Consider the following 21,407-nt stretch of genomic DNA (forward strand, 5'->3'; position numbering starts at 1 on the left):
GTTTTTCATCAGCCGAAGAACAGCTTATTCGACGATCGTCTGCGCCTGGCCTTCAGCGCGCGCACGGATCTCGCCGATGCGGTACACGGTCTCGCCAGCCGCCTGCAGCTGCGCCATCGCCGCATCCGCGTTCTCTTTCGAGACGATCACGGTCATGCCGATACCGCAGTTGAACACGCGGTGCATCTCCGCATCCGCCACGCCGCCGTGCTGCTGCAGCCACTGGAACAGCGGCGGCAGGGTCCACGACTTGCCGTCCAGGACAGCGGTCAGGTGGTCGCCCAGCACGCGCGGGATGTTCTCGACCAGGCCGCCGCCGGTGATGTGCACCAGGCCCTTCACTTCCATCGAGGCCATCAGCGCCAGCAGCGGCTTGACGTAGATGCGGGTCGGGGCCATCAGCACGTCGGCCAGCTTGCGGCCGTGGAAGTCGGCTTCCAGGTCCGGCTTGGCGACTTCGATGATCTTGCGCACCAGCGAGTAGCCGTTCGAGTGCGCGCCCGACGAGGCCAGGCCCAGCACCACATCGCTAGGTGCGATCTTGCTGCCGTCGATGATCTGCGACTTCTCGACCGCGCCGACGGCGAAGCCGGCCAGGTCGTATTCGCCGTCCGGGTACATGCTCGGCATCTCGGCGGTCTCGCCGCCGATGAGGGCGCAGCCGGCCTGTTCGCAGCCCTGGGCGATGCCCTTCACCACATCGGTGGCGGTCGGCACGTCCAGCTTGCCGCAGGCGAAGTAGTCGAGGAAGAACAGCGGCTCGGCGCCCTGCACCAGGATGTCGTTCACGCTCATGGCGACCAGGTCGATGCCGACCGTGTCGTGGCGATTCAGCTCGAAGGCCAGCTTCAGCTTGGTGCCGACGCCGTCGGTGCCCGATACCAGGACCGGTTCCTTGTACTTCTTGCTGATCTCGAACAGCGCGCCGAAGCCGCCGATGCCGCCCAGTACGCCCTCGCGCATGGTGCGCTTGGCGAACGGCTTGATTGCTTCGACCAGGGCGTCGCCGGCGTCGATATCGACACCTGCGTCGCGGTAGGAGAGAGAAACATTAGATGGTTGGCTCATGGTATTTGGCAGCGGAGGCGGTAAAATAGAAGGCGCAGACCAGAATTGGTCAATCCGCTATTTTAACAAAACGGCCCCCATCCAACCCGTTTAACGAATAATCACAACACCGCATGCCCTTTTTCCTTACTCCAGAGCAGAAACAATCGGCATTCTGGTTGGCGCTCTGGCTGGCACTGGCGCTGTTGCTGTACACCCTGGGGCCGATCCTTTCGCCCTTCATCGCATCCGCCATCCTCGCCTACATGCTGGGCGGCGCCGTCGACCGCCTGAGCAGCGCCCGGATGGGCAAACGCGGCTTGAGCAAACCCCTGATGCCGCGCGTGGTCGCGGTCTCGATCGTGCTGACCGCCTTCGTGCTGGGCGTGCTGGCCCTGGTGCTGATCGTGGTGCCGGTGCTGCGCGCCGAGATTCCCCTGCTGCAGGCGAAGATCCCCGCCTTCTTCACCAAGCTCGACGCCATGTTCTCGCCCTGGCTGGCCCAGTACGGCATCCATGTAAAGCTCGACAGCGAAGGCCTGCGCGAACTCCTCACCCGCCAGGTGGCCGCCAGCGGCGACGACGTCTGGGCCACGGTGCTGGCCAAGGTGCGCGTGGGCGGCAGCGCCCTGCTGGGCTGGATCGCCACCCTCACCCTGGTGCCGGTGGTGGTGTTCTACCTGCTGCTCGACTGGCACCAGCTGCTGGCGCGCATCCAGGGCGCCATCCCGCGCCGCTTCCTGCCCAAGGTGACCGGCATGGCGCGCGAGAGCGACGAACTGCTGGCCCAGTACCTGCGCGGCCAACTGCTGGTGATGATCGTGCTGGCCGTGTACTACTCGGCGGCCCTGGCCCTGATCGGGCTGGATGTGGCGCTGCCGGTGGGCGTACTGACCGGGGTGCTGGGCTTCGTGCCTTATCTCGGCTTCGGCCTGGGCATGCTGCTGGCCCTGGTGGCGGCCCTGCTGCAGTTCGCCGGCTGGAGCGCCGTGATCTGGGTGGCCATCATCTATACGGTCGGCCAGCTGCTCGAGAGTTTCATCCTGACCCCGCGCCTGGTGGGCGAGCGCATCGGCCTGCATCCGCTGGCCGTGATCTTCGCCCTGATGGCCTTCGGCGAGCTGTTCGGCTTCGCCGGCGTGCTGCTGGCGCTCCCGGCATCGGCCGTGCTGATGGTCGGTTTCCGCCACGTGCGCAGCCACTACCTGCGCAGCAGCTTCTATAATGCTTGACGACTATAACAGCGCAGATAGTGCGCATTCGATTGTGTTTGCAAACAACCAACACCATGAAACAGCTGGTGCTTGACCTGGGCGCCGAACCGGTGCACAGCCTGGACACCTTCCAGGTGGGAGAAAACGCGGAAATGGCGCACCTGATGCACCAGTTCGCGCAGCGCGCGTCGCGCGAGCATTTCGCCTACCTGTGGGCCGACACCGGCACGGGCAAGACCCACCTGCTGCAAGCCCTGGCCGCCAGCCCGGGCTCGCGCTACATCGCGGCCGACGCGCCGGAAGACCAGTTCGTCTTCACCCCGGAGATCAGCCTTTATCTGCTGGACGATTGCGACCAATTGAGCCCGCAGCGCCAGATCGACGCCTTCGCCCTGTTCAACCAGATCCGCGAGCACGGCGCCTACATGGTCTGCACCGGCCCGGTGCCGCCGGCCCTGCTGCAGGTGCGCGAAGACCTGCGCACGCGCATGGGCTGGGGCCTGGTCTACCAGATCCACGGCCTGTCGGACGACGAGAAGATCGCCGCCCTGACCCAGGCCGCGGAAGCGCGCGGTTTGACCTTGTCGGCCAGCGTGTTACCCTATTTGTTGTCGCATTTCAAGCGCGACATGCGCTCCCTGGCGACCATGCTGGACGCCCTCGACCAATATTCGCTCGAGACCCAGCGCCCGGTGACCGTGCCTTTGTTGCGCGATTTATTGCTGCAGGAAAACCAGCAGCCGGATACGAAAGAATGAAAAACCTTACCATCTTCGATCTCGACCACACCTTGTTGCCGATCGACTCGGACTACGAGTGGGGCGAGTTCCTGGTGCGCGTCGGCGCGGTCGACGAAGCCGCCTTCCGCCAGCGCAACGACGAGTTCTTCGCCCAATACCAGGCCGGCGTGCTCGACCCGGTCGAGTACCTGGAATTCGCCCTCGGCACCCTGGCGAGCTTCCCGCGCGAGCGCCTCGACGCCCTGCGCGCCCAGTACATGCGCGAAGTGATCGAGCCCGCCATCCTGCCACAGGCCGTGAAGCTGGTGCGCGAGCACATCGAGGCGGGCGACCTGGTGGCCATCATCACCGCCACCAACCACTACATCACCGCCCCGATCGCGCGCGCCTTCGGCGTCGAGCACCACATCGCCGCCATGCCGGAAGTCGATGCGCAAGGGCGCCTGACGGGCAAGCTGGCCGGCACCCCGACCTCGGGCGCAGGCAAGATCCACCACATGCACGCCTGGCTGGAGCGCATGGGCCGTCCGTTCGAAAGCTTCGAGCGCAGCCATTTCTACAGCGATTCGCACAACGACCTGCCGCTGCTGGCTATCGTCTCCCACCCGATCGCCACCAACCCGAGCAGCGCGCTCGCAAGCCATGCGCAGGCGCAGGGCTGGCCAACCATTCGCCTATTCAATGATTAAAAAATTCATCCGCAAAATCCTCGGCGTCAAAGACGAGCGCAATCCGACCGAACCGGTGATCCTGGGGCCGGAAGAGCACAAGATCGACCCGAAGAACGTCTCGGCGAATGCGGTCCGGGTGACCCAGACCCTGCAGGAAGCGGGCTTCAAGGCCTTCGTGGTGGGCGGCGCGGTGCGCGACCTGCTGCTGGGCGTGAAGCCCAAGGATTTCGACATCGCCACCGACGCCACGCCCGAGCAGGTCAAGCGCCTGTTCCGGCGCGCCTTCATCATCGGCCGCCGCTTCCAGATCGTGCACGTGATGTTCGGCCAGGACCTGCTGGAAGTGACCACCTTCCGCGGCAACGGCAGCGACAACGCGCCCAAGGACGAGCATGGCCGCGTCCTGCGCGACAATAACTTCGGTCCGCAGCACGAGGACGCGGCGCGCCGCGACTTCACCATCAACGCGATGTACTACGACCCGGCCACGCAGAGCGTGCTGGATTACCACGGCGGCATCGAGGACATCCGCGCCAAGCTGCTGCGCATCATCGGCATGCCGGAAGCGCGCTACCGCGAAGACCCGGTGCGCATGCTGCGCGTGGTCCGCTTCGCGGCCAAGCTGGGCTTCACCATCGAGCCGACCACCCGTGCCCCGATCCCCGTGATGGCCCCGCTGATCGACAACGTGCCGGCCGCGCGCGTGTTCGACGAGATGCTCAAGCTGCTGCTGTCGGGCCACGCGCTGGCCTGCCTGAAGGAGCTGCGTTCGGCCGGCCTGCACCATGGCCTGCTGCCGCTGCTGGACGTGGTGCTGGAGCAGCCGATCGGCATGAAGTTCGTCACCCTGGCGCTGGAATCGACCGACGGCCGCGTCAAGGCCGGCAAGGGCGTCTCACCGGGCTTCCTGTTCGCTTCCCTGCTGTGGCACCAGGTGCTGGAAAAGTGGAACGCCTACCGCGCCGCCGGCGAATCGCCGATCCCGGCCCTGCACCTGGCGGCCGACGACGTGCTGGAGACCCAGACCGAGAACCTGGCCCTGCAGCGCCGCATCGCCACCGACATGCGCGACATCTGGGCCATGCAGCCGCGCTTCGAGCGCCGCACCGGCCGCGCGCCGTACAAGCTGCTGGAACACCCGCGCTTCCGCGCCGGCTACGACTTCCTGCTGCTGCGCTGCGCCTCCGGCGAACTGCCGGCCGAGATCGGCGAATGGTGGACCGAGTTCTACGACGCCGAAGGCGGCGAGCGCGAACGCCTGGTGGCCGAGGCCAACAACCGCGACCGCGAAGGCGGCGCGCCCAAGAAGCGCCGTCCGCGCCGCGGCCCGCGCAAGAACAGTGGCGAAGGCGCGCCGGCAGCCGCGCAAAGTGCGGGCGGCGGCGAGGAATGATCGCTTTCATCGGGATCGGGGCCAACCTGGGCGATGCGCAGGCGAACGTCCTGGACGCGATCGCGCGCTTGAAAGCCCTGCCGGGCGCCACCCTGCTCGGCAGCTCCAGCCTGTACCGCACCGCGCCGATCGATTCGAGCGGCGACGACTACGTCAATGCGGTGGCCAGCATCGACACCACGCTGGCGCCGCAAGCCTTGCTGGAAGCCCTGCAGGAGATCGAGCTGGCGCACGGCCGCGAGCGGCCCCACCGCAACGCGCCGCGCACGCTCGACCTGGACCTGCTGCTGTACGGCGACGAGACCATCGCCACCGGGACCTTGAGCGTTCCTCATCCGCGCATGCACGAACGCGCCTTCGTGCTGGCGCCGCTGCTGGAAATCGCTCCTAGCGTGGCCATTCCCGGCCGCGGGCCAGCCGCCGGCTTCGTGCCGCAGGTGGCGGACCAGTTCATCACCCGGATAGCCTGAGCATGCGGCTTCGCGTCCGCGCCCTTCAACGGGCTCGCACGATGCGATTTACGCTAACGTCCAACAAACAAGAAGCCCACTGCCGCCATGATGCAGCCAAACGCTGCAAGATGTCGCCAATGGATGGGCTCACCTAGGACGGTAACCATGAACACGCCAAAGACCACAAGCGCGATAGCCTCCTGAACCACTTTGAGCTGTCCGGCACTCCATCCGCTTGCAAAGCCTATTCGGTTCGCCGGCACCGCAAGACAGTATTCGACAAACGCGATTCCCCAGCTTACAAGAATCACTGTGAACAGCGGCTTGTGCATCCCTCCCTTGAGATGCCAGTACCACGCGATGGTCATGAAAATATTGGAGGCGGCAAGGAGCAGGAAGGTTTGCATGAAAGTTGAATTAACAGCAACGGGTCGGTAAGAACCAACATTATTGCAGACGAGCGAAGCTCGCACGCGGCATATACCCTGGTGATCTTCACGTGAGATAGAAATGGCAAACAGGCAGCTCTCTTCAGACGAACTCGAACGTCTTTTTGCACCGCTGATTGCGGAGGTCCGGCAGAGCCTCGCTTCACGGAGTGGTGGCGATATTGACTTGCAATGGGCGCTGCGAAGAAAACTCTACAAGGAGCTTTCCTACGACGAGCGCGGCAAGCCTATGCATCGACGCAAGCTGAAAGAACTAAAAAGAAGCGAGCAAGAAAACACCTGCCCCTTGTGTATGACCACACTTCCCGATAAGTACGTTGTGCTTGATCGATTGGAAGCCATGGGCGGCTATACCCCAGCAAACACCCGGCTCCTCTGCTCGGCATGCGACACCAATGTGCAGAAATCGCGTGGGTACAAGTAGCGCTTCTTGTGGCGAGGCGAAGCCTTGACAGCCCTTTACCCCCGGCACCTATCGGCGTCATCTCCCATTCCTAGAACCCTCTTTCTAGAACCTTTCCTGCGCATTCGCGTCCGTGGTATTACACTACGCGGCCTGGACGTTTCGTTTTCAAAAGGATATCTATGAGCGCTTATCTCGGGGGTGGCAACGAGGCCCCGGTTACGCCGAAGCCTGTCGCCAAGGCCGTGACCGTTCCCTCCCTGCTCGCCATGCGCGCAGCCGGCAACAAGATCGCGATGCTGACCGCCTATGACGCCAGCTTCGCATCCCTGATGGACCGCTGCGGCGTCGAAGTCCTGCTCATCGGCGATTCGCTGGGCATGGTCTGCGCCGGCTTCGACTCCACCCTGCCGGTGACGGTGGCCGACGTGGCCTATCACACCGCCTCGGTCGCGCGCGGCAACAAGAACGCGCTGGTGCTGGCCGACATGCCCTTCGGCGCCTACGGCAACCCGCAGCAAGCCTACGACAGCGCCGTGCAACTGATGCGCGCCGGCGCCCAGATGGTCAAGATCGAAGGCGGCGCCTGGCTGGCAGACACCGTGCGCTTCCTGGTCGAGCGCGGTATTCCCGTGTGCGCCCACATCGGCCTGACCCCGCAGTTCGTACACGCTTTCGGCGGCTTCAAGGTGCAGGGCAAGACCGACGAGGCGGCGGAACGCCTGAAGGCCGACGCGCTCGCGCTGCAGGCGGCCGGCGCCATGATGGTGGTGCTGGAAGCCATTCCGGCGGCGCTGGGCAAGGAAGTCACCGACCTGCTGTTCATTCCGACCATCGGCATCGGTGCGGGTCCCGACTGCTCGGGCCAGGTGCTGGTGATGCACGACTTGCTGGGCGTGTTCCCGGGCCGCAAGGCGCGCTTCGTGCGCAACTTCATGGAAGGCCAGACCAGCATCGACGCGGCCGTGACTGCCTACGTGGCGGCCGTGAAGGACGGCAGCTTCCCCGGTCCGGAGCACTGCTTCTAAGGAGACGGCGATGAGCGGCCAGCAAGAGACAACCCGTCTGTTCCTGGCGCTCTGGCCGGATCCGGCCATTCGCCACCAGCTGCGCGAATGGCGCGATGCCTGGGGCTGGCCGCGCGGCGCCGCCCCGGTGCATACCGACAAGCTGCACCTGACCCTGCACTTCCTGGGCAACCTGCCCTCCGAGCGCTTGCCCGAGCTGCTCGACGCTTTTACCGTACCCTTCGAACCCTTCCGGCTGGAGCTGGGACGCGCCGTGATGTGGCCGCGCGGGCTGGCCGTGCTCGAACCGCACAGCGAGCCGCCGGAGCTGCTGGCGCTGCATGCGCGACTGAACGAAGCGATCGCGGCGCTGGGGCTGGTGCCGGAAGCGCGCAAGTACCGGCCGCATGTGACCATGGCCAGACGCGCTGTTGGAGCCGATGTGCCCACGTCCGGGCCGGCGATTGCATGGGAAGCGCAGGGCTATGCGCTGGTGGAATCGCGGCCGGGCGATGGGGGCGGATACATCGTCCTGCGCGAGTATGGGAATTGCATGGAGTAAGTCTGCCTTTTCACCGCCAGCTGCAACCGCACAACGAGTAATTGCCCCTAGGAAAATATCTCACTACACTATCCTATCTTTATCCAGGAAATTCAAGATGGGAAGTCAGAAAGTGCCTCGATACCAAGGAAGAATCACCTCTTGGAAAGACGATCAGGGATTCGGCTTTATCACCCCGAATGGAGGCGGCCCAGCAGTATTTGTGCATATCAGCGCGTTTAGCAGGCGCGGAGCCCGCCCGGTCAGCAATGACATCGTCACCTACCATTTGGGCGCCAACGAGAAGGGGCCGCGCGCAGAACAAGTCATTCTGGTCCGCGACGCCGTGTTACGGAAATCATCGCTTGATTCGCCAACTGGTTCATTGATCGCAGCTGCGGGCTTTCTCGGGTTTGTTACTCTTGGCGTTTTTGCCGGAAAGTTGCCGCTTGCTTTACTTGGTTTGTATTTTGTTATGAGCACCCTGGCATTCTGTACCTATGCTGCCGATAAATCTGCAGCTCGGAAGAATACGTGGAGGACCAGCGAAAGCACCTTGCATATGCTCGGGCTTATTGGCGGCTGGCCTGGCGCTCTTGTAGCCCAGCAGGCATTGCGGCACAAATCGAAGAAGGCATCGTTCCGCACAGTGTTCTGGGCGACAGTTCTCATCAATTGCGGAATACTCATCTGGTTCTTTACACCGCCAGGTGCCGAGGCACTGAGCGCTCTTCTTGGCACAGTATGATGACCGCGAACATCCGATCGCCCATCAGCACGAGAAAGCAATCGCTTCGGACCGACAGAAATCCGGAAGAAGTGAAAAGACCGAGTAGCGACAGGCGAAGGCAGGCGTTGCAAGATTGCCGAACACATCGTTTTGGATCGCCCAGCCCCTGTCGGTTCGCCTGCCGCTCCGGTATCATTCCGGGATGAACGCAATTTCCTCCCTTCCGTTTGTCATTGGTGTCGCTGGCGGAAGCGGCAGTGGCAAGTCAACCGTGACCCAGCAAGTGCTGGCGTCGTTCGGCGCCGAGATGGTCTCGGTCGTGATGCAGGACGATTACTACCGCGACCAGTCCGACCTCACTCCTGAAGTCCGCCGCAAGCAGAACTACGACCATCCGCAGGCCTTCGACTGGCCCCTGCTGGTAGAGCACGTCCGCGCCCTGCGCAACGGCGAAACGATCGCGATGCCGGTGTACGACTTCACGATCGATAACCGCTCCGACAAGACCATCCCCGTCAAACCTGCCCCGGTCATCGTGATCGAAGGCCTGTTTGCCTTGTATGACGCGGATTTGCGCAAGATGATGTCGCTGAAGATCTTCGTCGACACCGCCCCCGACGTGCGCTTCATCCGCCGCATGCAGAGGGATATCGCCGAACGCGGCCGCTCGATGGAGAGCATCGTCAACCAGTACCTGGAAACGGTGCGCCCGATGCACAAGCAGTTCATCGAACCGACCAAGCGCCACGCCGACGTCATCCTGCCCCACGGCGCCAATGGCCCGGCGGTCGATGTCATCACCACCAAGGTGGCGAGCGTCATCGGCCAGTTGAAGCGGTCCTGATCGTATCGCCCCGGACCTTTCAGGCGGCTCCCGGCAGCGGTGTGCTACTGGACGCGCTCGACGCGCGCGGTATTAGCATGGCCGTCGATCTGCAGCAGGTAGCTGCTGAACATGCCGCGCGAGATTTCGACCTGCGGGTTGTTCAGGCGTGGCAGGACTGCCTCGCCCTCGGTCACGCGCCATACCTGGCCGTTGGCCAGCGCGATACGGGTGCCGGGCGACCAGCCGTCCAGGGCTCCGGCCACGCTGCTGCGAATCTTCGAAGGGCTCTTTTCCTTGACGGGCTGCGGTGCGGCCTTCGCCAACCCGAATTTTGCCTCCGGCTGGACCGTCTCGGTGCGAACCGCCCCGGCGTTAGGCGCAGCGGCGGCCGGCGCCGCCGCCACCGGCATCGCATCGTAGCAGGCGAGGCGGCTCGCTGCCTCTGAGAGCGCGCGGCATTTCAGGACGGCGGCGTCGTCGTCGGCCAGAGCGGCGCCAGAAACCAACAGCAGCAAGGACAGGGCTTTCTTCATATGCTTTCCAGAGGCGGGTTGGACAGGCCGGCAAGAGTGCGCGGCTGCGGAGAATTATAACGGCAGCCGCGTCTCAGCCGTGACGCTTCACCACCCCGGCGCTCACGGCGATCACCAATCCCGATAGCGACAGCATCCCCAGCGCCATCATGATGCTCGACTGGGTCGCGATCCAGCCCAGCACCGGCGGCGCCAGCAGCAATCCGCCGTAGCCGAGGGTCGCCACCGCCGCCACGCCAGCCCCGGCGCTCATGCCGGGGATGCGCGAGGCCGCGCCGAACAGCAGCGGCACCACGTTCGCCGCGCCCAGGCCGATCAGCGCGAAGCCGCAGGCCGACAGCAGGAAGTGGGTGCTCAGCACCGCGGTGGCCAGGCCAGCGAACATCGCCACTCCGCCCACCACCATCACCCGCAGCGCACCGAAGCGCACGATCATCCGGTCGCCCGCGAAACGGCAGGCCGCCATCGCAATCGAAAACGCCGAGAAGCCGACGGCCGCGGTGGCCGGCGCGGCGCCGGTACGCTCCTGCATCAAGAGGCCGCTCCAGTCCACCAGCGCGCCCTCGACCGCGAAGCACAGCATGGCCAGCAAGCCGAGACCGACGGCCGCGCCGCGCGGCAGGCTGAAATGGCTGCCATGACTATGCGTGGGGGCGAAAGCCACCACGCGCCGCGCGGCCAGGGCCAGCACCGCCGCGGTCAGCGCGCCCATCGCCATCGCGCCCTCGCCATGTCCCCATCCCTGGCCGATGATCAGGCCGCCCAGCGCCGCGCCGATCAGGCCGCCCAGGCTGAAGAAGCCGTGGAAGGACGACATGGTCGGCAGCCCGCGCGCGGTCTCGACTTCGCTGGCGTTGGCGTTCATCGCCACGTCCAGCGCGCCGTTGCTGATACCGAACAGGAAGGCGGTGCCGAACAGCAGGGGCAAGCCGTCCACCTTCATGATCAGTCCCAGCAGGAGCGCGAAGGCGAAGCCCGACAGCAGGGTCATGCGGCGGGTGCCGAAGCGCGAGGTCAGTCCGCCCATCAGCGGCATGGCCAGCAGCGCGCCGGCGGCGATGGTCAGGAGCACCATGCTGAGCGTCGAGGTGTCGATGCCCATGCGCTGCTGCACCACAGGCACGTGGGCGGCCCACAGGCCGATGCCGGCGCCGTTCAGCAGGAAGACGGTGGAGATGGCCCAGCGGCCCGCCTCGATGCCGGGCGCGTTGGAAGTCGAAACGGGATTCATGCCTTGCTCTTTCCGGTGAACTTGATGTCGAGAGCCGAACAGGCCGTGCGCAGCGTGTGGACGGCATCCGGCGGCGCATCGGCTTCCAGCACGAGGTGGTCGAGATCGGCGAGCGCGCCGAACACGAAGGGCGCGCCGCCTTCCAGGCGCTCGTTGAGCACGGCCACCGCGCGGCGCGCGCTGCCGGCCAGCATGGCGCCCTTGAGCGCCGCTTCTTCCGGATTGGCGGCGCCCAGGCCGCGCTCCAGGTCCAGGCCGCACACGCCCACCAGCGCCAGGTCGGCGCGCAGGCGCTGCACTTCGAGCATGGTCGCGGCGCCGACGGTGGCGCCGACGTCCGGGTGATAGGTCCCGCCCAGCAGCACGATGCGCGTGCGGCGGAAGTGGCCGAGCGCCAGCGCGATCTGCGGGCTGTTGGTGACGATGGCGGCGGCGCAGCCGTCTTCCAGCTGGCGCGCCAGCGCAAGGTGGGTCGAGCCGGCGTCGATCAGCACCGTGTCGCCCGGACGGATGCAGTCGCGCAGTCCCTGGGCGAGCTGGCCCTTGCGCGCCATGTCGGCTTCGGCCCGCTCGCTGAAGCTGGCTTCGCGGCGCAGGCGCACGGCGCCGCCGTGCACGCGGCGCAGCAGGCCGGCCGCATCCAGGTCGCGCAGGTCGCGCCGGATCGTGTCTTCCGAGGTGTCCAAGGTGCGCGCCAGCTCGACGGCCAGCACCCTTCCTTCGCGCTCGACGGCGTCGACAATCGCCTGGCGGCGCTCTTCCGCTAATTGCATGGGTTCTCCTGATGTGTCCGCTCACTGTACACAAACAGGCAAACTCATGCAAGTAAACGCACAAACATGCAAAAACAGGCAGGGCTAGCTGATCATCTGCGCAACAGTGGACCTCCAGGCACGTAGGCGGCCCAACAATTAGTTGTTAAACTTCATCAACTTACGTTGCTATAAATATCATGGACAAGTCCTCTGCCATTCTCATCGTCGACGATTACCTCCTGATCCGCACCCATGTGCGCCAGGTGCTGGCCGAACTCGGCTTCCTGAACGTGTTCCAGGCCGACAATGGCAAGACGGCGCAGGACGTGATGCGCAAGCAGCAGATCGACATCGTGGTCGGCGACTGGGGCATGCCGGTCATGAGCGGCATCGACCTGCTCAAATGGATGCGCAGCGACCACCGCTACGCCCACACGCCTTTCATGATGCTGACCGCCGAAGCCAACCCGGCCTCGGTACGCACCGCGCTGCAGGCGGGCGTGAACGCCTACATGATCAAGCCCTTCACGGTGCACAGCTTCGCCAGCAAGTTCATGAGCATGCTGGGCGTAACGCTCGACAGCGCACCGGCCTCGCCGTTCGCACGCCCGGCCCCTGCCCGTCCTGCGGTTCCGAGCGCGCCGTCACCTGCGCCGGCTCCGGCTGCAGTCGCCCCTGCGGCGCCGGCCCTGCCGCCGTCGAACGTGATCGGCCTGGACCAGCCGATCGGCGAGCGGGTCAAGAAGTGCACGGTGCTGATCGTCGACGACATCCCGACCAACATCGAGGTGCTGGCCGGCGTGCTGAAGGACGAATACGCGATCAAGGTCGCGATCAGCGGCAAGAAGGCGCTGGAGATCGCGGAAGCCTTCCACGTCGACCTGATCCTGCTCGACATCATGATGCCGGTGATGGACGGCTTCGAGGTCTGCCGCCAGCTCAAGGCCAATCCGAAGACGGCGCACATCCCGATCATCTTCCTGTCCGCGCGCGACGGCACTGAGGACGTGGTGTCCGGCCTGCGCCTGGGCGCGGTGGACTACGTGGCCAAGCCGGCCGACCCGACCATCCTCAAGGCGCGCCTCTCGGCCCACCTGATGCTGGCCACGGCCATGCAGGACCTGAAGCGCCAGAACGAACTGCTGATCGAGAACGCGCGCCTGCGCGAGGATGTCGAGCGCATGACCCGCCACGACCTCAAGAGCCCGATCGCGGTGGCCCTGCACGGCAGCCAGTTCCTGCTGGGGAGCGCGCTGAACGAGGCGCAGGAACAGCAGGCGCGCATGATCGAAGAGGCGGCCGAGCACGCGCTCGAAATGATCAACCGCACCCTCGACGTCTACAAGATGGAGCAAGGGACCTACCAGCCGATCCTGCAGATGTTCGACCTCGGCACGCTGCTGGCCAAGGTGGCGCAGCAGGTGCAGTTGGCCTTCACCGAGAAGGACGTGGTGATCCGCTTCGACGCGCCGCAGGACGTGATGTGCCTGGGCGAGCCGATGCTGTGCTATTCGCTGTTCAACAACGCGCTGAAGAATGCGGTGGAGGCGTCGCCGGGCGGGGCGGCGGTGCGCATGGTTGTGGCGCCGGGGTATGGAAATCTGCACGTCATGATCGATAACCCGGGCGAAGTGCCGGTGGAGCTGCGGGAGCGCTTCTTTGACAAGTATGCGTCGAGCGAGAAGATCGGGGGGACCGGGCTGGGGACGTACTCGATCCGGCTGATGGCCGAGGTGCAGGGAGGCAGCGTCAGCATGGATACCGGTTCGGGTGTGACGAAGCTGACGATTACGCTGCCCTGCCCGTAATCTGCTGACAAGTTCCGCACCGAAGCTGCAAACGCCCGCATCACACCAGCAGCATCAAATGCTCCCTCTCCCAAGAGCTGATCACCCTGCTAAACGTCGCAAACTCCAGCTCCTTCACCTCGCAGTACGCCTGCACGAACAGCTCTCCCAGCATCGCCGCCAGCTGCGGACACTGGCGCAAGCGCAAAATCGCATCCTCCAGGTCCCGCGGCAGATCGTCGTGCACCTGCTCCGCGCTGTCCGGCGTCGGGTCCGACGGCGTGAGCCGCTCGGTCATCCCCAGCAGCCCGCAGCTGAGCGTGGCCGCCATCGCCAGGTAGGGATTCACATCCACCCCCGGCACCCGGTTCTCCACGCGCCTGGCCTCGGGCGAGGAATTCGGCACGCGGATGCCGCAAGTGCGGTTGTCGTAGCCCCAGCGCACATTGGTCGGCGCCGACTGGAAGCGCGATAAACGGCGGTAGGAATTCACATGCGGCGCGAACATCAGGAGCGCGTCCGGCACATAGCGCTCCAGCCCGGCGATATAGTGGAAGAACAGCTGACTCGGCCCGCCCCCCTCCTCCGTGAAGATATTGCGCCCCGTGGCGATGTCGACCACGCTCTGGTGCACATGCATGGCGCTGCCCGGCTCGGTCTCCATGGGCTTGGCCATGAAGGTGGCGAAGATGCCGTGCCGCAGGGCGGTCTCGCGTACCGCGCGCTTGAACAGGAACACGCGGTCGGCCAGCTCGAGCGCGTCGCCGTGCGCGAAGTTGATTTCCATCTGTCCCGCGCCAGCCTCGTGGATCAGGGTTTCCACGCCCAGGTCGTGGGCCTTGCAGAAGGCGGACAGCTCCAGGAAGAAGGGATCGAAATCGTTCACCGCGTCGATCGAGTAGGACTGGCGCCCCGTCTCGGCCATGCCGGTACGGCCCATCGGGGGCGTCAGGGGCTCGTGCGGATTGGTGTTGCGCGCCACCAGGTAGAACTCCATCTCCGGCGCCACCACCGGCCGCCAGCCGCGCTCTTCGTACAACCCCAGCACCCGGCGCAGCACCGCGCGCGGCGACAGCTCGACCAGCGAACCGTCGAAGTTGCGGCAATCGTGGATGACCACGGCAACCCGCTCGGAGGCCCAGGGCACGACCCGGATCGTGTCCGGATCCGGTACGCAGATCATGTCGGGGTCGGTCGTGCCCACGTAGGGCGCGTTGTTGGGCTGCTCGCCGTTGACGGTGTTGAGCAGCACGCTCTTCGGCAGGCGCATGTGGCCGCCGTCGAGAAACAGGTCTTTGGGAAGGATCTTGCCGCGCGCGATGCCCGTCATGTCCGTGATGACGCACTCGACTTCATGAATATTGTGTTCGCGCAGGAACTCGCGCATCTCAATGCCCATGGTGTTTCCGTCGTAGCTACGGGAGGCCCAATATAGCACCACGCCCGCCGGCCCCGCGCGCCGCTGACGCCTTCCCGCAATCCAGGTATCGAATCTGGCATTTCGCGTCATGACCGGCCCCGCCTGGCCCATTCTGCGCCATACTTTCGCCATGAAAACAATGTCAATCAAGCAGCCCGCCCCTGGCCGCCGCCTCATGTGGCGGATCTATGTTGCCGTCTGGCTGGTATATGCGGTCTTCCTGTCGACCGCCGACCAGCTGGACAAGGTGGTGGCGGGACAATTCGATGCGGCGCGAGCCGCGTTGACGATCGCCAGCCTGCTCCCCTCCGCGCTGCTGCTGGCCCTCGCGTGGCCGCTGACCGGCTACCTGGAGCGCCGCAAGCTGAGCCGGACCACGGTGCTGGTGGTCCACGCCTTGATCGCGCCCGTGTTCGCGATCCTGTCGCAAGGGCCCTTCTGGGCCATGTTCCAGCCCAACAAGGCGATCAGCTGGTATGTCTGGCCCCTGCTGTACCACTGCATGACCTACCTGCTCGGGACCGGCATTTTCACGCTGGTCCGCGCCGGCGAGCGCGCCCACCGGCAGGCGCTGGCCATGGAAGAGGCGCAAAAGCTCCTGATCGCCTCGGAACTGAACGCCTTGCGCAGCAAGCTCAATCCCCACTTCCTGTTCAACACCCTGCACTCGATCATCGCGCTCACGCGCAAGGACCCCGGCGCGGCGGAGACCGCCCTGTTCCAGTTCTCCGACATGCTGCGCTACGTGCTGGACACCGAGAAAAGCGGCAGCGACCGCGTGACGCTCGATGCGGAACTCGATTTCGTGCGCGATTACCTGGAGCTGGAAGCGCTGCGCCTGGGCAGCCGCCTGAACGTGGAATGGCAGCTCGATCCGGATGCCGGCAGCGAACAGGTGCCGGCGCTGTCCCTGCAGCCGCTGGTCGAGAACAGCATCAAGCATGCGTTCAACCCGCACAGCCGCCCCGGCACCCTGCGCATCGAGACCCAGCGCGACGAGGCCGGGGGGCGCCTGCGCTTTGCCGTGCGCGACGACGGTCCGGGCGTCGATGCGGATGCGATCGGACGCAGCGCGGGCCTCGGCCTGCGCACGGTGGAAAAGCGCCTGGTGCTCGACTACGGCGCAGAGTCCGCGCTGCGCATCGACACCGCCCCGGGCGCCGGCTTCGCCGTCGCATTTTCCATTCCGCTCGAACCGACAGGGAGACTCGCGTGAACATGAAGACCGTATTCTTCGCGGAAGACGAACCGCTCGCCCGCGACGTGCTGCGCGATGCGATCTGCGCCCACGAGGGCCTGCGCCTGGTGGGCGAAGCGGCCGACGGCGCGGCCGCGCTCGCCAGCATCAACCGGCTGCGGCCGGAGGTGGTGTTCATGGACATCCAGATGCCCGAGATGACCGGGCTGGAGGTGCTGCGCCGCCTGGATTACCTGCCGCAGATCGTGTTCACCACGGCCTACGACCAGTACGCGGTCACGGCGTTCGAACTCAATGCCATCGACTACCTGCTCAAGCCCTTCACGCGTGCGCGCTTCGACGCCGCCGTGGCGCGCCTGCTGGATGCGCCGCAGCGTTCGCCGGGCGAGCTGGCCGATACCTTGCTGCAGGCGGGCCAGCGTGAGGTGCGGCGCGTCGAGCGCATCCTGGTGCGCGACCGCGGCCGCATCTTCCCGCTCGCGGTGGGCGATATCGAGTACATGAAATCGGATTCCAAGTACACGGTGATCGTCGCGCGCGGCCAGAACTTCCTGGTGCGGCTCGGCATAGCGGAGCTGGAAGCCCAGCTCGACCCAAGCCGGTTCATCCGCATCCACCGCTCGGTGCTGGTCAACCTCGATTTCGTCGAGTCGATGACGCCGGATGACCAGTCCCAGTTGCAGATCGAGATGCGCGACGGCACCCGCCTGGGCGCCAACCGCGAGGCGTCCAGGGCGCTGCGCGATATGTCCATCTAAAAGTTGGTCACATGCAATAAGAAATAACTGTCGGAATCTTTTACACCTGCCCGCAGACCTTCTCCGGCCTTCCTTCAAAATCAAGGAGTTGCAAAGTTGGCATGCAAATTGCTATCCATCAATTTGTATTTCAATTTTAACTATACCCCTGAAAGAGAATAAAAAATGAACCGTTCGCTCGTACAGTTGTTCCGCATTGCAGGCTTGAGCCTGGCCCTCATGCTTCCAGCCTCGGCAGCCGTCGTCACGACCGCAACCGAGGTCACCGGCACCGGTCCGCTTTCCCAGCAGTGGACCGCCACCTGGAGCGGCAGCGACGCCTATGGCATGGGCTCCGACCTGACCGTGGGCGGCAACAAGCTGTCCTACGATTTCAAGCATCCGGGCCACGCCTACATGGGCGTGCCGCAGCAGACCTATGTGTTCTCCACGACGGCACAGAAAACCGGCAAGCTCTCGATCGACGTGGACCTGTCCTCGTTCGCAGCTTGGTATCAGTCGTACACCGATATGTCGATCTGGCAAGGCTCGACCAGCAACGCCACGCTGCTGACGCAGAACACCTGGGGTGGCGTGGTCAAGAAGTCGCTCGACCTGGACCTGACCGCAGGCCAGGCCTGGGGCTTCATCGCCAAGGGCGGCAACTACGACGGCACCGGCATCCTGGCCGGCTCGTTCACCGTGACCCAGGCCGACGTCCCCGAGCCTGCCTCGCTGGCACTCCTCGGCCTGGGCGCCCTGGGCATGCTGGCACGTCGCCGCAAGAAGGCCTGAAACACGGCGCACCTACCGCCTGGATGATCCGGGCGGCATAAGAAAAATGCCAGTCAGCGATTGACTGGCATTTTTTTTCGAGCGGAGACTTTGCGAGGACTTCCTGCTACAGTTGCCGGTAGTTCGACGAGGAGACCACCATGTTCACATTTGCACCTACCAAACACACGCTGGCCGCGCTCATGGCGACAGGCCTGCTGGCAGGCTGCGCCCAGATGGGGACGCAGAACACCGCCATGACCGACGCGATGAAGAACCATGCCGGGATGGATTGCTGCAAGGAGAAGATGGGGGCGGATGGCAAGCCGATGCCTTGCAAGTGCTGTGGCCAGAAGGCGATGGCGGGCGCTGCGGCGATTACCGGTGCCGCGCCGCAGATGTGCATGGGCCAGATGAGCAAGAAAGCCGGCTCCTAAAAGTTCTCAGTTAGCCACAAGACAGTCGCCCCGGCGAAGGTGAACTGACCCCGAAAAGTTGGACTCCAACATTTCGGGGTTTTATGAAGCACACGGAACAATTCAAACTGGCTGTGGTTGAGCGTTACCTCCAGGGTACTGACGGCTACGAAAGGCTGGCCAGAGAATGCGGTGTCGAGAAAACGATGCTGCGACGGTGGGTGTTGTGGTATCGGACTCATGGCGTAGCAGGTCTGACGCGCAAGTCAGGCTGCTACAGCGTGGATTTCAAGCTCTCGGTGCTCCAGCACATGTGGGACAATGCCCTCTCACATACGCAAGTTGCCGCAGTGTTCAACGTTCGGAATATCTCTTCGATCGCGGCATGGGAGCGCCGCTACCAAGATGGCGGTGTACAAGCGTTAGACCGGCCCCGAGGATTGCCTTCCACTGTTATGCGAGCTCCAACTTCCAAACCCGATCCGTCTGTCGACGACGATAAGCGCTCACGCGAGGACTTGCTCAAGGAGCTTGAGTACCTGCGGATGGAGAATGCCTACCTAAAAAAAGTCGAAGCCTTGGTTCAAGCAAAGAAGAACTCGAACGCGCCGAAAAAGCGCAAGTAGTACTTGAGCTGAGGCAGCAGTTTCCACTGTCCGGACTTCTCGAAATAGCGGGCTTATCCAAAAGTACTTTCCACTACCAGGTCAAAGCGCAACAGGGCGGTGACAAGTATGACGACCTGAAAAAGTGTATCAAGGCAGTGTTCGAACAGCACAAGGCGCGCTATGGTTATCGGCGTGTGACGGCAGCGCTTCGGCAGGCTGGGCACGTCGTGAACCACAAAACGGTTCAACGGCTGATGGGAGAGCTTGGCCTCAAGTCGCTGGTCAAAGTGAAGAAGTATCAGTCGTACAAAGGTGAAACCGGGCAGGCCGCCCCCAATGTCCTGGACCGTCAATTCACTGCTGAAAAGGCGAATGAGAAGTGGGTTACCGATGTCACCGAATTCAAAGTGGCAGGCGAAAAGCTCTACCTGTCTACCGTCATGGATTTATTCAATGGCGAAATTGTCGCGTTCGAAACGGCGCGTCGTCCCATGTTCGAACTGGTGACCAGCATGCTGACGCTAGCGATGGCCAAGCTCAGGAAGTGCGACAGGCCGTTGTTGCATTCGGATCAAGGCTGGCATTACCGAATGCCGGCTTACCAACAGATGCTCAGTAAGCGAAAATTAACTCAAAGCATGTCACGTAAAGGTAACTGCCATGACAACGCTGCGATGGAAAGCTTCTTTGGAACCTTGAAGTCGGAGTTCTTCTATCTGAACAAATTTGCCAGCATCGAACAGTTACAGAAAGGCCTGGGCGAGTACATCCACTACTATAATCATGAGCGTATCAAACTCAGCCTTGGCGGATTGAGTCCTGTTCAATTCAGGATCCAAGCCTCCAAGGCATAGCTCATCAACTGTCCAACAAATTGGGGTCAGTTCAAGGCCGGGGCCCAAGTTTGCTTGAGCTATCGAGACGCTTAACTTGGGTTCCGGCCTCCGCCGGAACGACGTGCATGCGTTAACGGTTCAAACCTGAATCCAGGTCGTCTTCAGCTCCGTATATTTATCGAACGCGTGCAGCGACTTGTCGCGCCCGTTCCCTGACTGCTTGTAACCGCCGAACGGCACCGTGATGTCGTCGTTGTCGTACTGGTTCACGTGCACCGTACCAGCCCGCAGCGCGCGGGACGCGCGGATCGCCTTGCTCATGTCGCGCGTCCACACCGCCGCCGCCAGGCCATAAGGCGTGCTGTTGGCCTGCTTGATGGCCTCGTCCAGGTCCGTGAACGACAGCACCGACAGCACCGGCCCGAAGATCTCTTCGCGCGCAATGCGCATCGACCCATCCACGCCGTCGAACAGGGTCGGCTCGATATACAAACCGCCGCTCTCCTGGCGCGCCGCGGCGCCGCCGGCCAGCAGCCGCGCGCCGGCCGACTTGCCCTCTTCGATGTAGCCGAGCACGGTCTTCATCTGGGTCTGGTCGACGATCGCCCCCATCACCGTCTCCTCGTCGAGCGGATCGCCGGGAGCGTGGCGCGGGATCAGCTTGAGCGCCTTGTCCAGGAAAGCCTCGCGAATCGATTCCTCGACGAACAGGCGCGAGGGCGCATTGCAGCTCTCGCCCTGGTTGAAATAGATCGAGCCGATCGCGCTTTCGACGGCGGCATCCAGGTCCGGGCAGTCGGCGCAGACGATGTTGGCCGACTTGCCGCCCAACTCGGTCCAGGCGCGCTTCAGGTTCGACTGGCCCGCCATCTGCAGGATCTGCTTGCCCACGCGGGTGGAGCCGGTGAAGCCGATGCAATCGACATCCATGTGCAGCGCCAGCGCCTTGCCGGCTTCGTCGCCGTAGCCGGGCAATACGTTGAACACGCCCGCCGGCACCCCCGCCTCCAGCGCCAGCTCGGCCAGCCGCAGCGACGACAGCGGCGCCTTCTCGGACGGCTTGAGCACCACGCTGTTGCCGGCCGCCAGGGCCGGGCCGATCTTCCAGGCCGCCATCAGCATCGGGTAGTTCCAGGGGATCACGGCCGCCACCACGCCCACCGGCTCGCGCTGAATCAGTGCCAGGCTGTCCTCGGAGGTAGGCGCCACCTGGTCGTAGATCTTGTCGGTCGCCTCGCCGTACCAGCGGATGCAGTTCTGGGCCAGCTGCACGTCGACGCTGCGGCTGTAGCGGATCGGCTTGCCCATGTCCATGGTTTCCAGCAGGGCCAGTTCGTCGCGGTGCGCCAGCATCAGGTCGGCGAAGCGGATCAGGATGCGCTTGCGCTCGGCCGGGGGCTTGCCGGCCCAGCGCCGGTCCTCGAAGGCGCGGCGCGCCGCCGTCACGGCCAGGTCGACGTCGAGCACGTCGCAGCGGGCCACCTCGGCCAGCTTGCGGCCATCCACCGGCGACAGGGAATCGAAGCACAGGCCGGAGCGCGCATCCACGCGCCAGCCGTCGATGAAAGCGCGGCCGTCGGCGTTCAGCGCCGCGGCTCGTTCATGCCAGGTTGTTGTTGTCATTTCACTCATCCTTCCA

At 64.2% G+C, this 21,407-nt stretch carries 23 protein-coding genes; 16 read left to right on the forward strand and 7 right to left on the reverse strand.

Annotated features, from left to right (window positions below; translation table 11 throughout):
- Positions 1-24: 24 nt before the first annotated feature.
- On the reverse strand, positions 25-1,068 hold the full coding sequence (gene purM / locus KBW95_RS00455) for a phosphoribosylformylglycinamidine cyclo-ligase (RefSeq protein WP_211523555.1): 1,044 nt from the start codon (positions 1,066-1,068) through the stop codon (positions 25-27).
- A gap of 113 nt (positions 1,069-1,181) precedes the next feature.
- Between purM and KBW95_RS00460 the strand changes: the two genes are divergently transcribed.
- Genes KBW95_RS00460 through folK form a run of 5 tightly spaced genes read left to right on the forward strand, consistent with a single transcriptional unit; the run spans position 1,182 to position 5,535 of the window.
- Positions 1,182-2,279, forward strand: a complete 1,098-nt coding sequence (locus KBW95_RS00460) for an AI-2E family transporter (RefSeq protein WP_211523556.1) — start codon at positions 1,182-1,184, stop codon at positions 2,277-2,279.
- A 56-nt stretch (positions 2,280-2,335) separates the two neighbouring features.
- Entirely contained in the window at positions 2,336-3,019 is a 684-nt protein-coding gene (gene hda, locus KBW95_RS00465) for a DnaA regulatory inactivator Hda (protein WP_211523557.1), read from the forward strand.
- Positions 3,016-3,690: an HAD family phosphatase gene (locus KBW95_RS00470; protein WP_211527238.1), complete on the forward strand. Its 675-nt coding sequence runs from the start codon at positions 3,016-3,018 to the stop codon at positions 3,688-3,690. The genes hda and KBW95_RS00470 overlap by 4 nt, the downstream gene beginning before the upstream one ends.
- On the forward strand, positions 3,683-5,065 hold the full coding sequence (gene pcnB, locus KBW95_RS00475; protein ID WP_211523559.1) for a polynucleotide adenylyltransferase PcnB: 1,383 nt from the start codon (positions 3,683-3,685) through the stop codon (positions 5,063-5,065). The genes KBW95_RS00470 and pcnB overlap by 8 nt, the downstream gene beginning before the upstream one ends.
- On the forward strand, positions 5,062-5,535 hold the full coding sequence (gene folK, locus KBW95_RS00480) for a 2-amino-4-hydroxy-6-hydroxymethyldihydropteridine diphosphokinase (protein ID WP_211527239.1): 474 nt from the start codon (positions 5,062-5,064) through the stop codon (positions 5,533-5,535). The genes pcnB and folK overlap by 4 nt, the downstream gene beginning before the upstream one ends.
- A gap of 53 nt (positions 5,536-5,588) precedes the next feature.
- On the opposite strand, the gene KBW95_RS00485 is transcribed toward folK, so the two are convergent.
- Complete coding sequence (locus KBW95_RS00485) at positions 5,589-5,924, reverse strand: DMT family protein (protein ID WP_211523561.1); 336 nt, start codon at positions 5,922-5,924, stop codon at positions 5,589-5,591.
- 103 nt (positions 5,925-6,027) lie between these two features.
- Between KBW95_RS00485 and KBW95_RS00490 the strand changes: the two genes are divergently transcribed.
- From KBW95_RS00490 to udk, 5 genes are all read left to right on the forward strand, one after another.
- A complete protein-coding gene (locus tag KBW95_RS00490; RefSeq protein WP_211523562.1) occupies positions 6,028-6,390 on the forward strand; it encodes a hypothetical protein in 363 nt (120 codons plus the stop codon).
- Positions 6,391-6,551: 161 nt separating this feature from the next.
- Positions 6,552-7,397, forward strand: coding sequence for a 3-methyl-2-oxobutanoate hydroxymethyltransferase (gene panB, locus KBW95_RS00495; protein WP_211523563.1), 846 nt, complete (start codon positions 6,552-6,554; stop codon positions 7,395-7,397).
- Between the two features lie 10 nt (positions 7,398-7,407).
- Positions 7,408-7,938, forward strand: coding sequence for an RNA 2',3'-cyclic phosphodiesterase (thpR, locus tag KBW95_RS00500; RefSeq protein WP_211523564.1), 531 nt, complete (start codon positions 7,408-7,410; stop codon positions 7,936-7,938).
- A gap of 97 nt (positions 7,939-8,035) precedes the next feature.
- Positions 8,036-8,665, forward strand: a complete 630-nt coding sequence (locus tag KBW95_RS00505) for a cold shock and DUF1294 domain-containing protein (protein WP_211523565.1) — start codon at positions 8,036-8,038, stop codon at positions 8,663-8,665.
- Positions 8,666-8,849: 184 nt separating this feature from the next.
- Positions 8,850-9,491, forward strand: coding sequence for a uridine kinase (gene udk / locus KBW95_RS00510; protein ID WP_211523566.1), 642 nt, complete (start codon positions 8,850-8,852; stop codon positions 9,489-9,491).
- 44 nt (positions 9,492-9,535) lie between these two features.
- Here udk and KBW95_RS00515 read toward each other — a convergent pair whose 3' ends face one another.
- From KBW95_RS00515 to KBW95_RS00525, 3 genes are all read right to left on the reverse strand, one after another.
- Positions 9,536-10,006 (reverse strand): hypothetical protein, encoded by a 471-nt coding sequence (locus KBW95_RS00515; protein ID WP_211527240.1) that lies wholly within the window; start codon positions 10,004-10,006, stop codon positions 9,536-9,538.
- Between the two features lie 73 nt (positions 10,007-10,079).
- Positions 10,080-11,237, reverse strand: a complete 1,158-nt coding sequence (locus KBW95_RS00520; protein ID WP_211527241.1) for an MFS transporter — start codon at positions 11,235-11,237, stop codon at positions 10,080-10,082.
- A complete protein-coding gene (locus KBW95_RS00525; protein ID WP_211523569.1) occupies positions 11,234-12,010 on the reverse strand; it encodes a DeoR/GlpR family DNA-binding transcription regulator in 777 nt (258 codons plus the stop codon). The genes KBW95_RS00520 and KBW95_RS00525 overlap by 4 nt, the downstream gene beginning before the upstream one ends.
- Before the next feature lie 179 nt (positions 12,011-12,189).
- Between KBW95_RS00525 and KBW95_RS00530 the strand changes: the two genes are divergently transcribed.
- On the forward strand, positions 12,190-13,800 hold the full coding sequence (locus KBW95_RS00530) for a response regulator (protein ID WP_211523570.1): 1,611 nt from the start codon (positions 12,190-12,192) through the stop codon (positions 13,798-13,800).
- Between the two features lie 40 nt (positions 13,801-13,840).
- Here the strand turns inward: KBW95_RS00530 and KBW95_RS00535 are convergent, their stop codons facing one another.
- The gene (locus tag KBW95_RS00535; protein ID WP_211527242.1) at positions 13,841-15,178 is read right to left on the reverse strand and encodes a glutamine synthetase family protein; all 1,338 of its coding nucleotides are present in this window, start codon (positions 15,176-15,178) and stop codon (positions 13,841-13,843) included.
- A 160-nt stretch (positions 15,179-15,338) separates the two neighbouring features.
- Between KBW95_RS00535 and KBW95_RS00540 the strand changes: the two genes are divergently transcribed.
- The 5 genes from KBW95_RS00540 to KBW95_RS00560 all read left to right on the forward strand — a co-directional run bounded on the left by KBW95_RS00540 (position 15,339) and on the right by KBW95_RS00560 (position 19,786).
- Entirely contained in the window at positions 15,339-16,415 is a 1,077-nt protein-coding gene (locus tag KBW95_RS00540; RefSeq protein ID WP_229429459.1) for a sensor histidine kinase, read from the forward strand.
- A gap of 2 nt (positions 16,416-16,417) precedes the next feature.
- A complete protein-coding gene (locus KBW95_RS00545) occupies positions 16,418-17,155 on the forward strand; it encodes a LytTR family DNA-binding domain-containing protein (protein ID WP_229429475.1) in 738 nt (245 codons plus the stop codon).
- Positions 17,156-17,320: 165 nt separating this feature from the next.
- Entirely contained in the window at positions 17,321-17,929 is a 609-nt protein-coding gene (locus KBW95_RS00550) for a PEP-CTERM sorting domain-containing protein (RefSeq protein ID WP_211527244.1), read from the forward strand.
- A 140-nt stretch (positions 17,930-18,069) separates the two neighbouring features.
- Positions 18,070-18,345 (forward strand): hypothetical protein, encoded by a 276-nt coding sequence (locus tag KBW95_RS00555; RefSeq protein WP_211523574.1) that lies wholly within the window; start codon positions 18,070-18,072, stop codon positions 18,343-18,345.
- An 83-nt stretch (positions 18,346-18,428) separates the two neighbouring features.
- Positions 18,429-19,786, forward strand: a protein-coding gene (locus tag KBW95_RS00560; protein ID WP_373888733.1) for an IS3 family transposase whose coding sequence is annotated in 2 segments (ribosomal slippage) — positions 18,429-18,900 and positions 18,900-19,786 — 1,359 coding nt in all. Because the reading frame shifts where the segments join, the coding sequence is not laid out codon by codon here.
- Positions 19,787-19,906: 120 nt separating this feature from the next.
- Here KBW95_RS00560 and KBW95_RS00565 read toward each other — a convergent pair.
- Positions 19,907-21,391 (reverse strand): aldehyde dehydrogenase, encoded by a 1,485-nt coding sequence (locus KBW95_RS00565; RefSeq protein ID WP_211527246.1) that lies wholly within the window; start codon positions 21,389-21,391, stop codon positions 19,907-19,909.
- Positions 21,392-21,407 lie beyond the last annotated feature (16 nt).

This window comes from Massilia sp. ZL223, assembly GCF_018119395.1.
Classification (GTDB): domain Bacteria; phylum Pseudomonadota; class Gammaproteobacteria; order Burkholderiales; family Burkholderiaceae_D; genus Telluria.

Excerpts from the sequence above, each read along its gene's own strand:
- purM (WP_211523555.1), bottom strand. The coding sequence starts at position 1,068 with ATGAGCCAACCATCTAATGTTTCTCTCTCCTACCGCGACGCAGGTGTC.
- KBW95_RS00460 (WP_211523556.1), top strand. The coding sequence starts at position 1,182 with ATGCCCTTTTTCCTTACTCCAGAGCAGAAACAATCGGCATTCTGGTTG.
- hda (WP_211523557.1), top strand. The coding sequence starts at position 2,336 with ATGAAACAGCTGGTGCTTGACCTGGGCGCCGAACCGGTGCACAGCCTG.
- KBW95_RS00470 (WP_211527238.1), top strand. The coding sequence starts at position 3,016 with ATGAAAAACCTTACCATCTTCGATCTCGACCACACCTTGTTGCCGATC.
- pcnB (WP_211523559.1), top strand. The coding sequence starts at position 3,683 with ATGATTAAAAAATTCATCCGCAAAATCCTCGGCGTCAAAGACGAGCGC.
- folK (WP_211527239.1), top strand. The coding sequence starts at position 5,062 with ATGATCGCTTTCATCGGGATCGGGGCCAACCTGGGCGATGCGCAGGCG.
- KBW95_RS00485 (WP_211523561.1), bottom strand. The coding sequence starts at position 5,924 with ATGCAAACCTTCCTGCTCCTTGCCGCCTCCAATATTTTCATGACCATC.
- KBW95_RS00490 (WP_211523562.1), top strand. The coding sequence starts at position 6,028 with ATGGCAAACAGGCAGCTCTCTTCAGACGAACTCGAACGTCTTTTTGCA.
- panB (WP_211523563.1), top strand. The coding sequence starts at position 6,552 with ATGAGCGCTTATCTCGGGGGTGGCAACGAGGCCCCGGTTACGCCGAAG.
- thpR (WP_211523564.1), top strand. The coding sequence starts at position 7,408 with ATGAGCGGCCAGCAAGAGACAACCCGTCTGTTCCTGGCGCTCTGGCCG.
- KBW95_RS00505 (WP_211523565.1), top strand. The coding sequence starts at position 8,036 with ATGGGAAGTCAGAAAGTGCCTCGATACCAAGGAAGAATCACCTCTTGG.
- udk (WP_211523566.1), top strand. The coding sequence starts at position 8,850 with ATGAACGCAATTTCCTCCCTTCCGTTTGTCATTGGTGTCGCTGGCGGA.
- KBW95_RS00515 (WP_211527240.1), bottom strand. The coding sequence starts at position 10,006 with ATGAAGAAAGCCCTGTCCTTGCTGCTGTTGGTTTCTGGCGCCGCTCTG.
- KBW95_RS00520 (WP_211527241.1), bottom strand. The coding sequence starts at position 11,237 with ATGAATCCCGTTTCGACTTCCAACGCGCCCGGCATCGAGGCGGGCCGC.
- KBW95_RS00525 (WP_211523569.1), bottom strand. The coding sequence starts at position 12,010 with ATGCAATTAGCGGAAGAGCGCCGCCAGGCGATTGTCGACGCCGTCGAG.
- KBW95_RS00530 (WP_211523570.1), top strand. The coding sequence starts at position 12,190 with ATGGACAAGTCCTCTGCCATTCTCATCGTCGACGATTACCTCCTGATC.
- KBW95_RS00535 (WP_211527242.1), bottom strand. The coding sequence starts at position 15,178 with ATGGGCATTGAGATGCGCGAGTTCCTGCGCGAACACAATATTCATGAA.
- KBW95_RS00540 (WP_229429459.1), top strand. The coding sequence starts at position 15,339 with ATGTCAATCAAGCAGCCCGCCCCTGGCCGCCGCCTCATGTGGCGGATC.
- KBW95_RS00545 (WP_229429475.1), top strand. The coding sequence starts at position 16,418 with ATGAAGACCGTATTCTTCGCGGAAGACGAACCGCTCGCCCGCGACGTG.
- KBW95_RS00550 (WP_211527244.1), top strand. The coding sequence starts at position 17,321 with ATGAACCGTTCGCTCGTACAGTTGTTCCGCATTGCAGGCTTGAGCCTG.
- KBW95_RS00555 (WP_211523574.1), top strand. The coding sequence starts at position 18,070 with ATGTTCACATTTGCACCTACCAAACACACGCTGGCCGCGCTCATGGCG.
- KBW95_RS00565 (WP_211527246.1), bottom strand. The coding sequence starts at position 21,391 with ATGACAACAACAACCTGGCATGAACGAGCCGCGGCGCTGAACGCCGAC.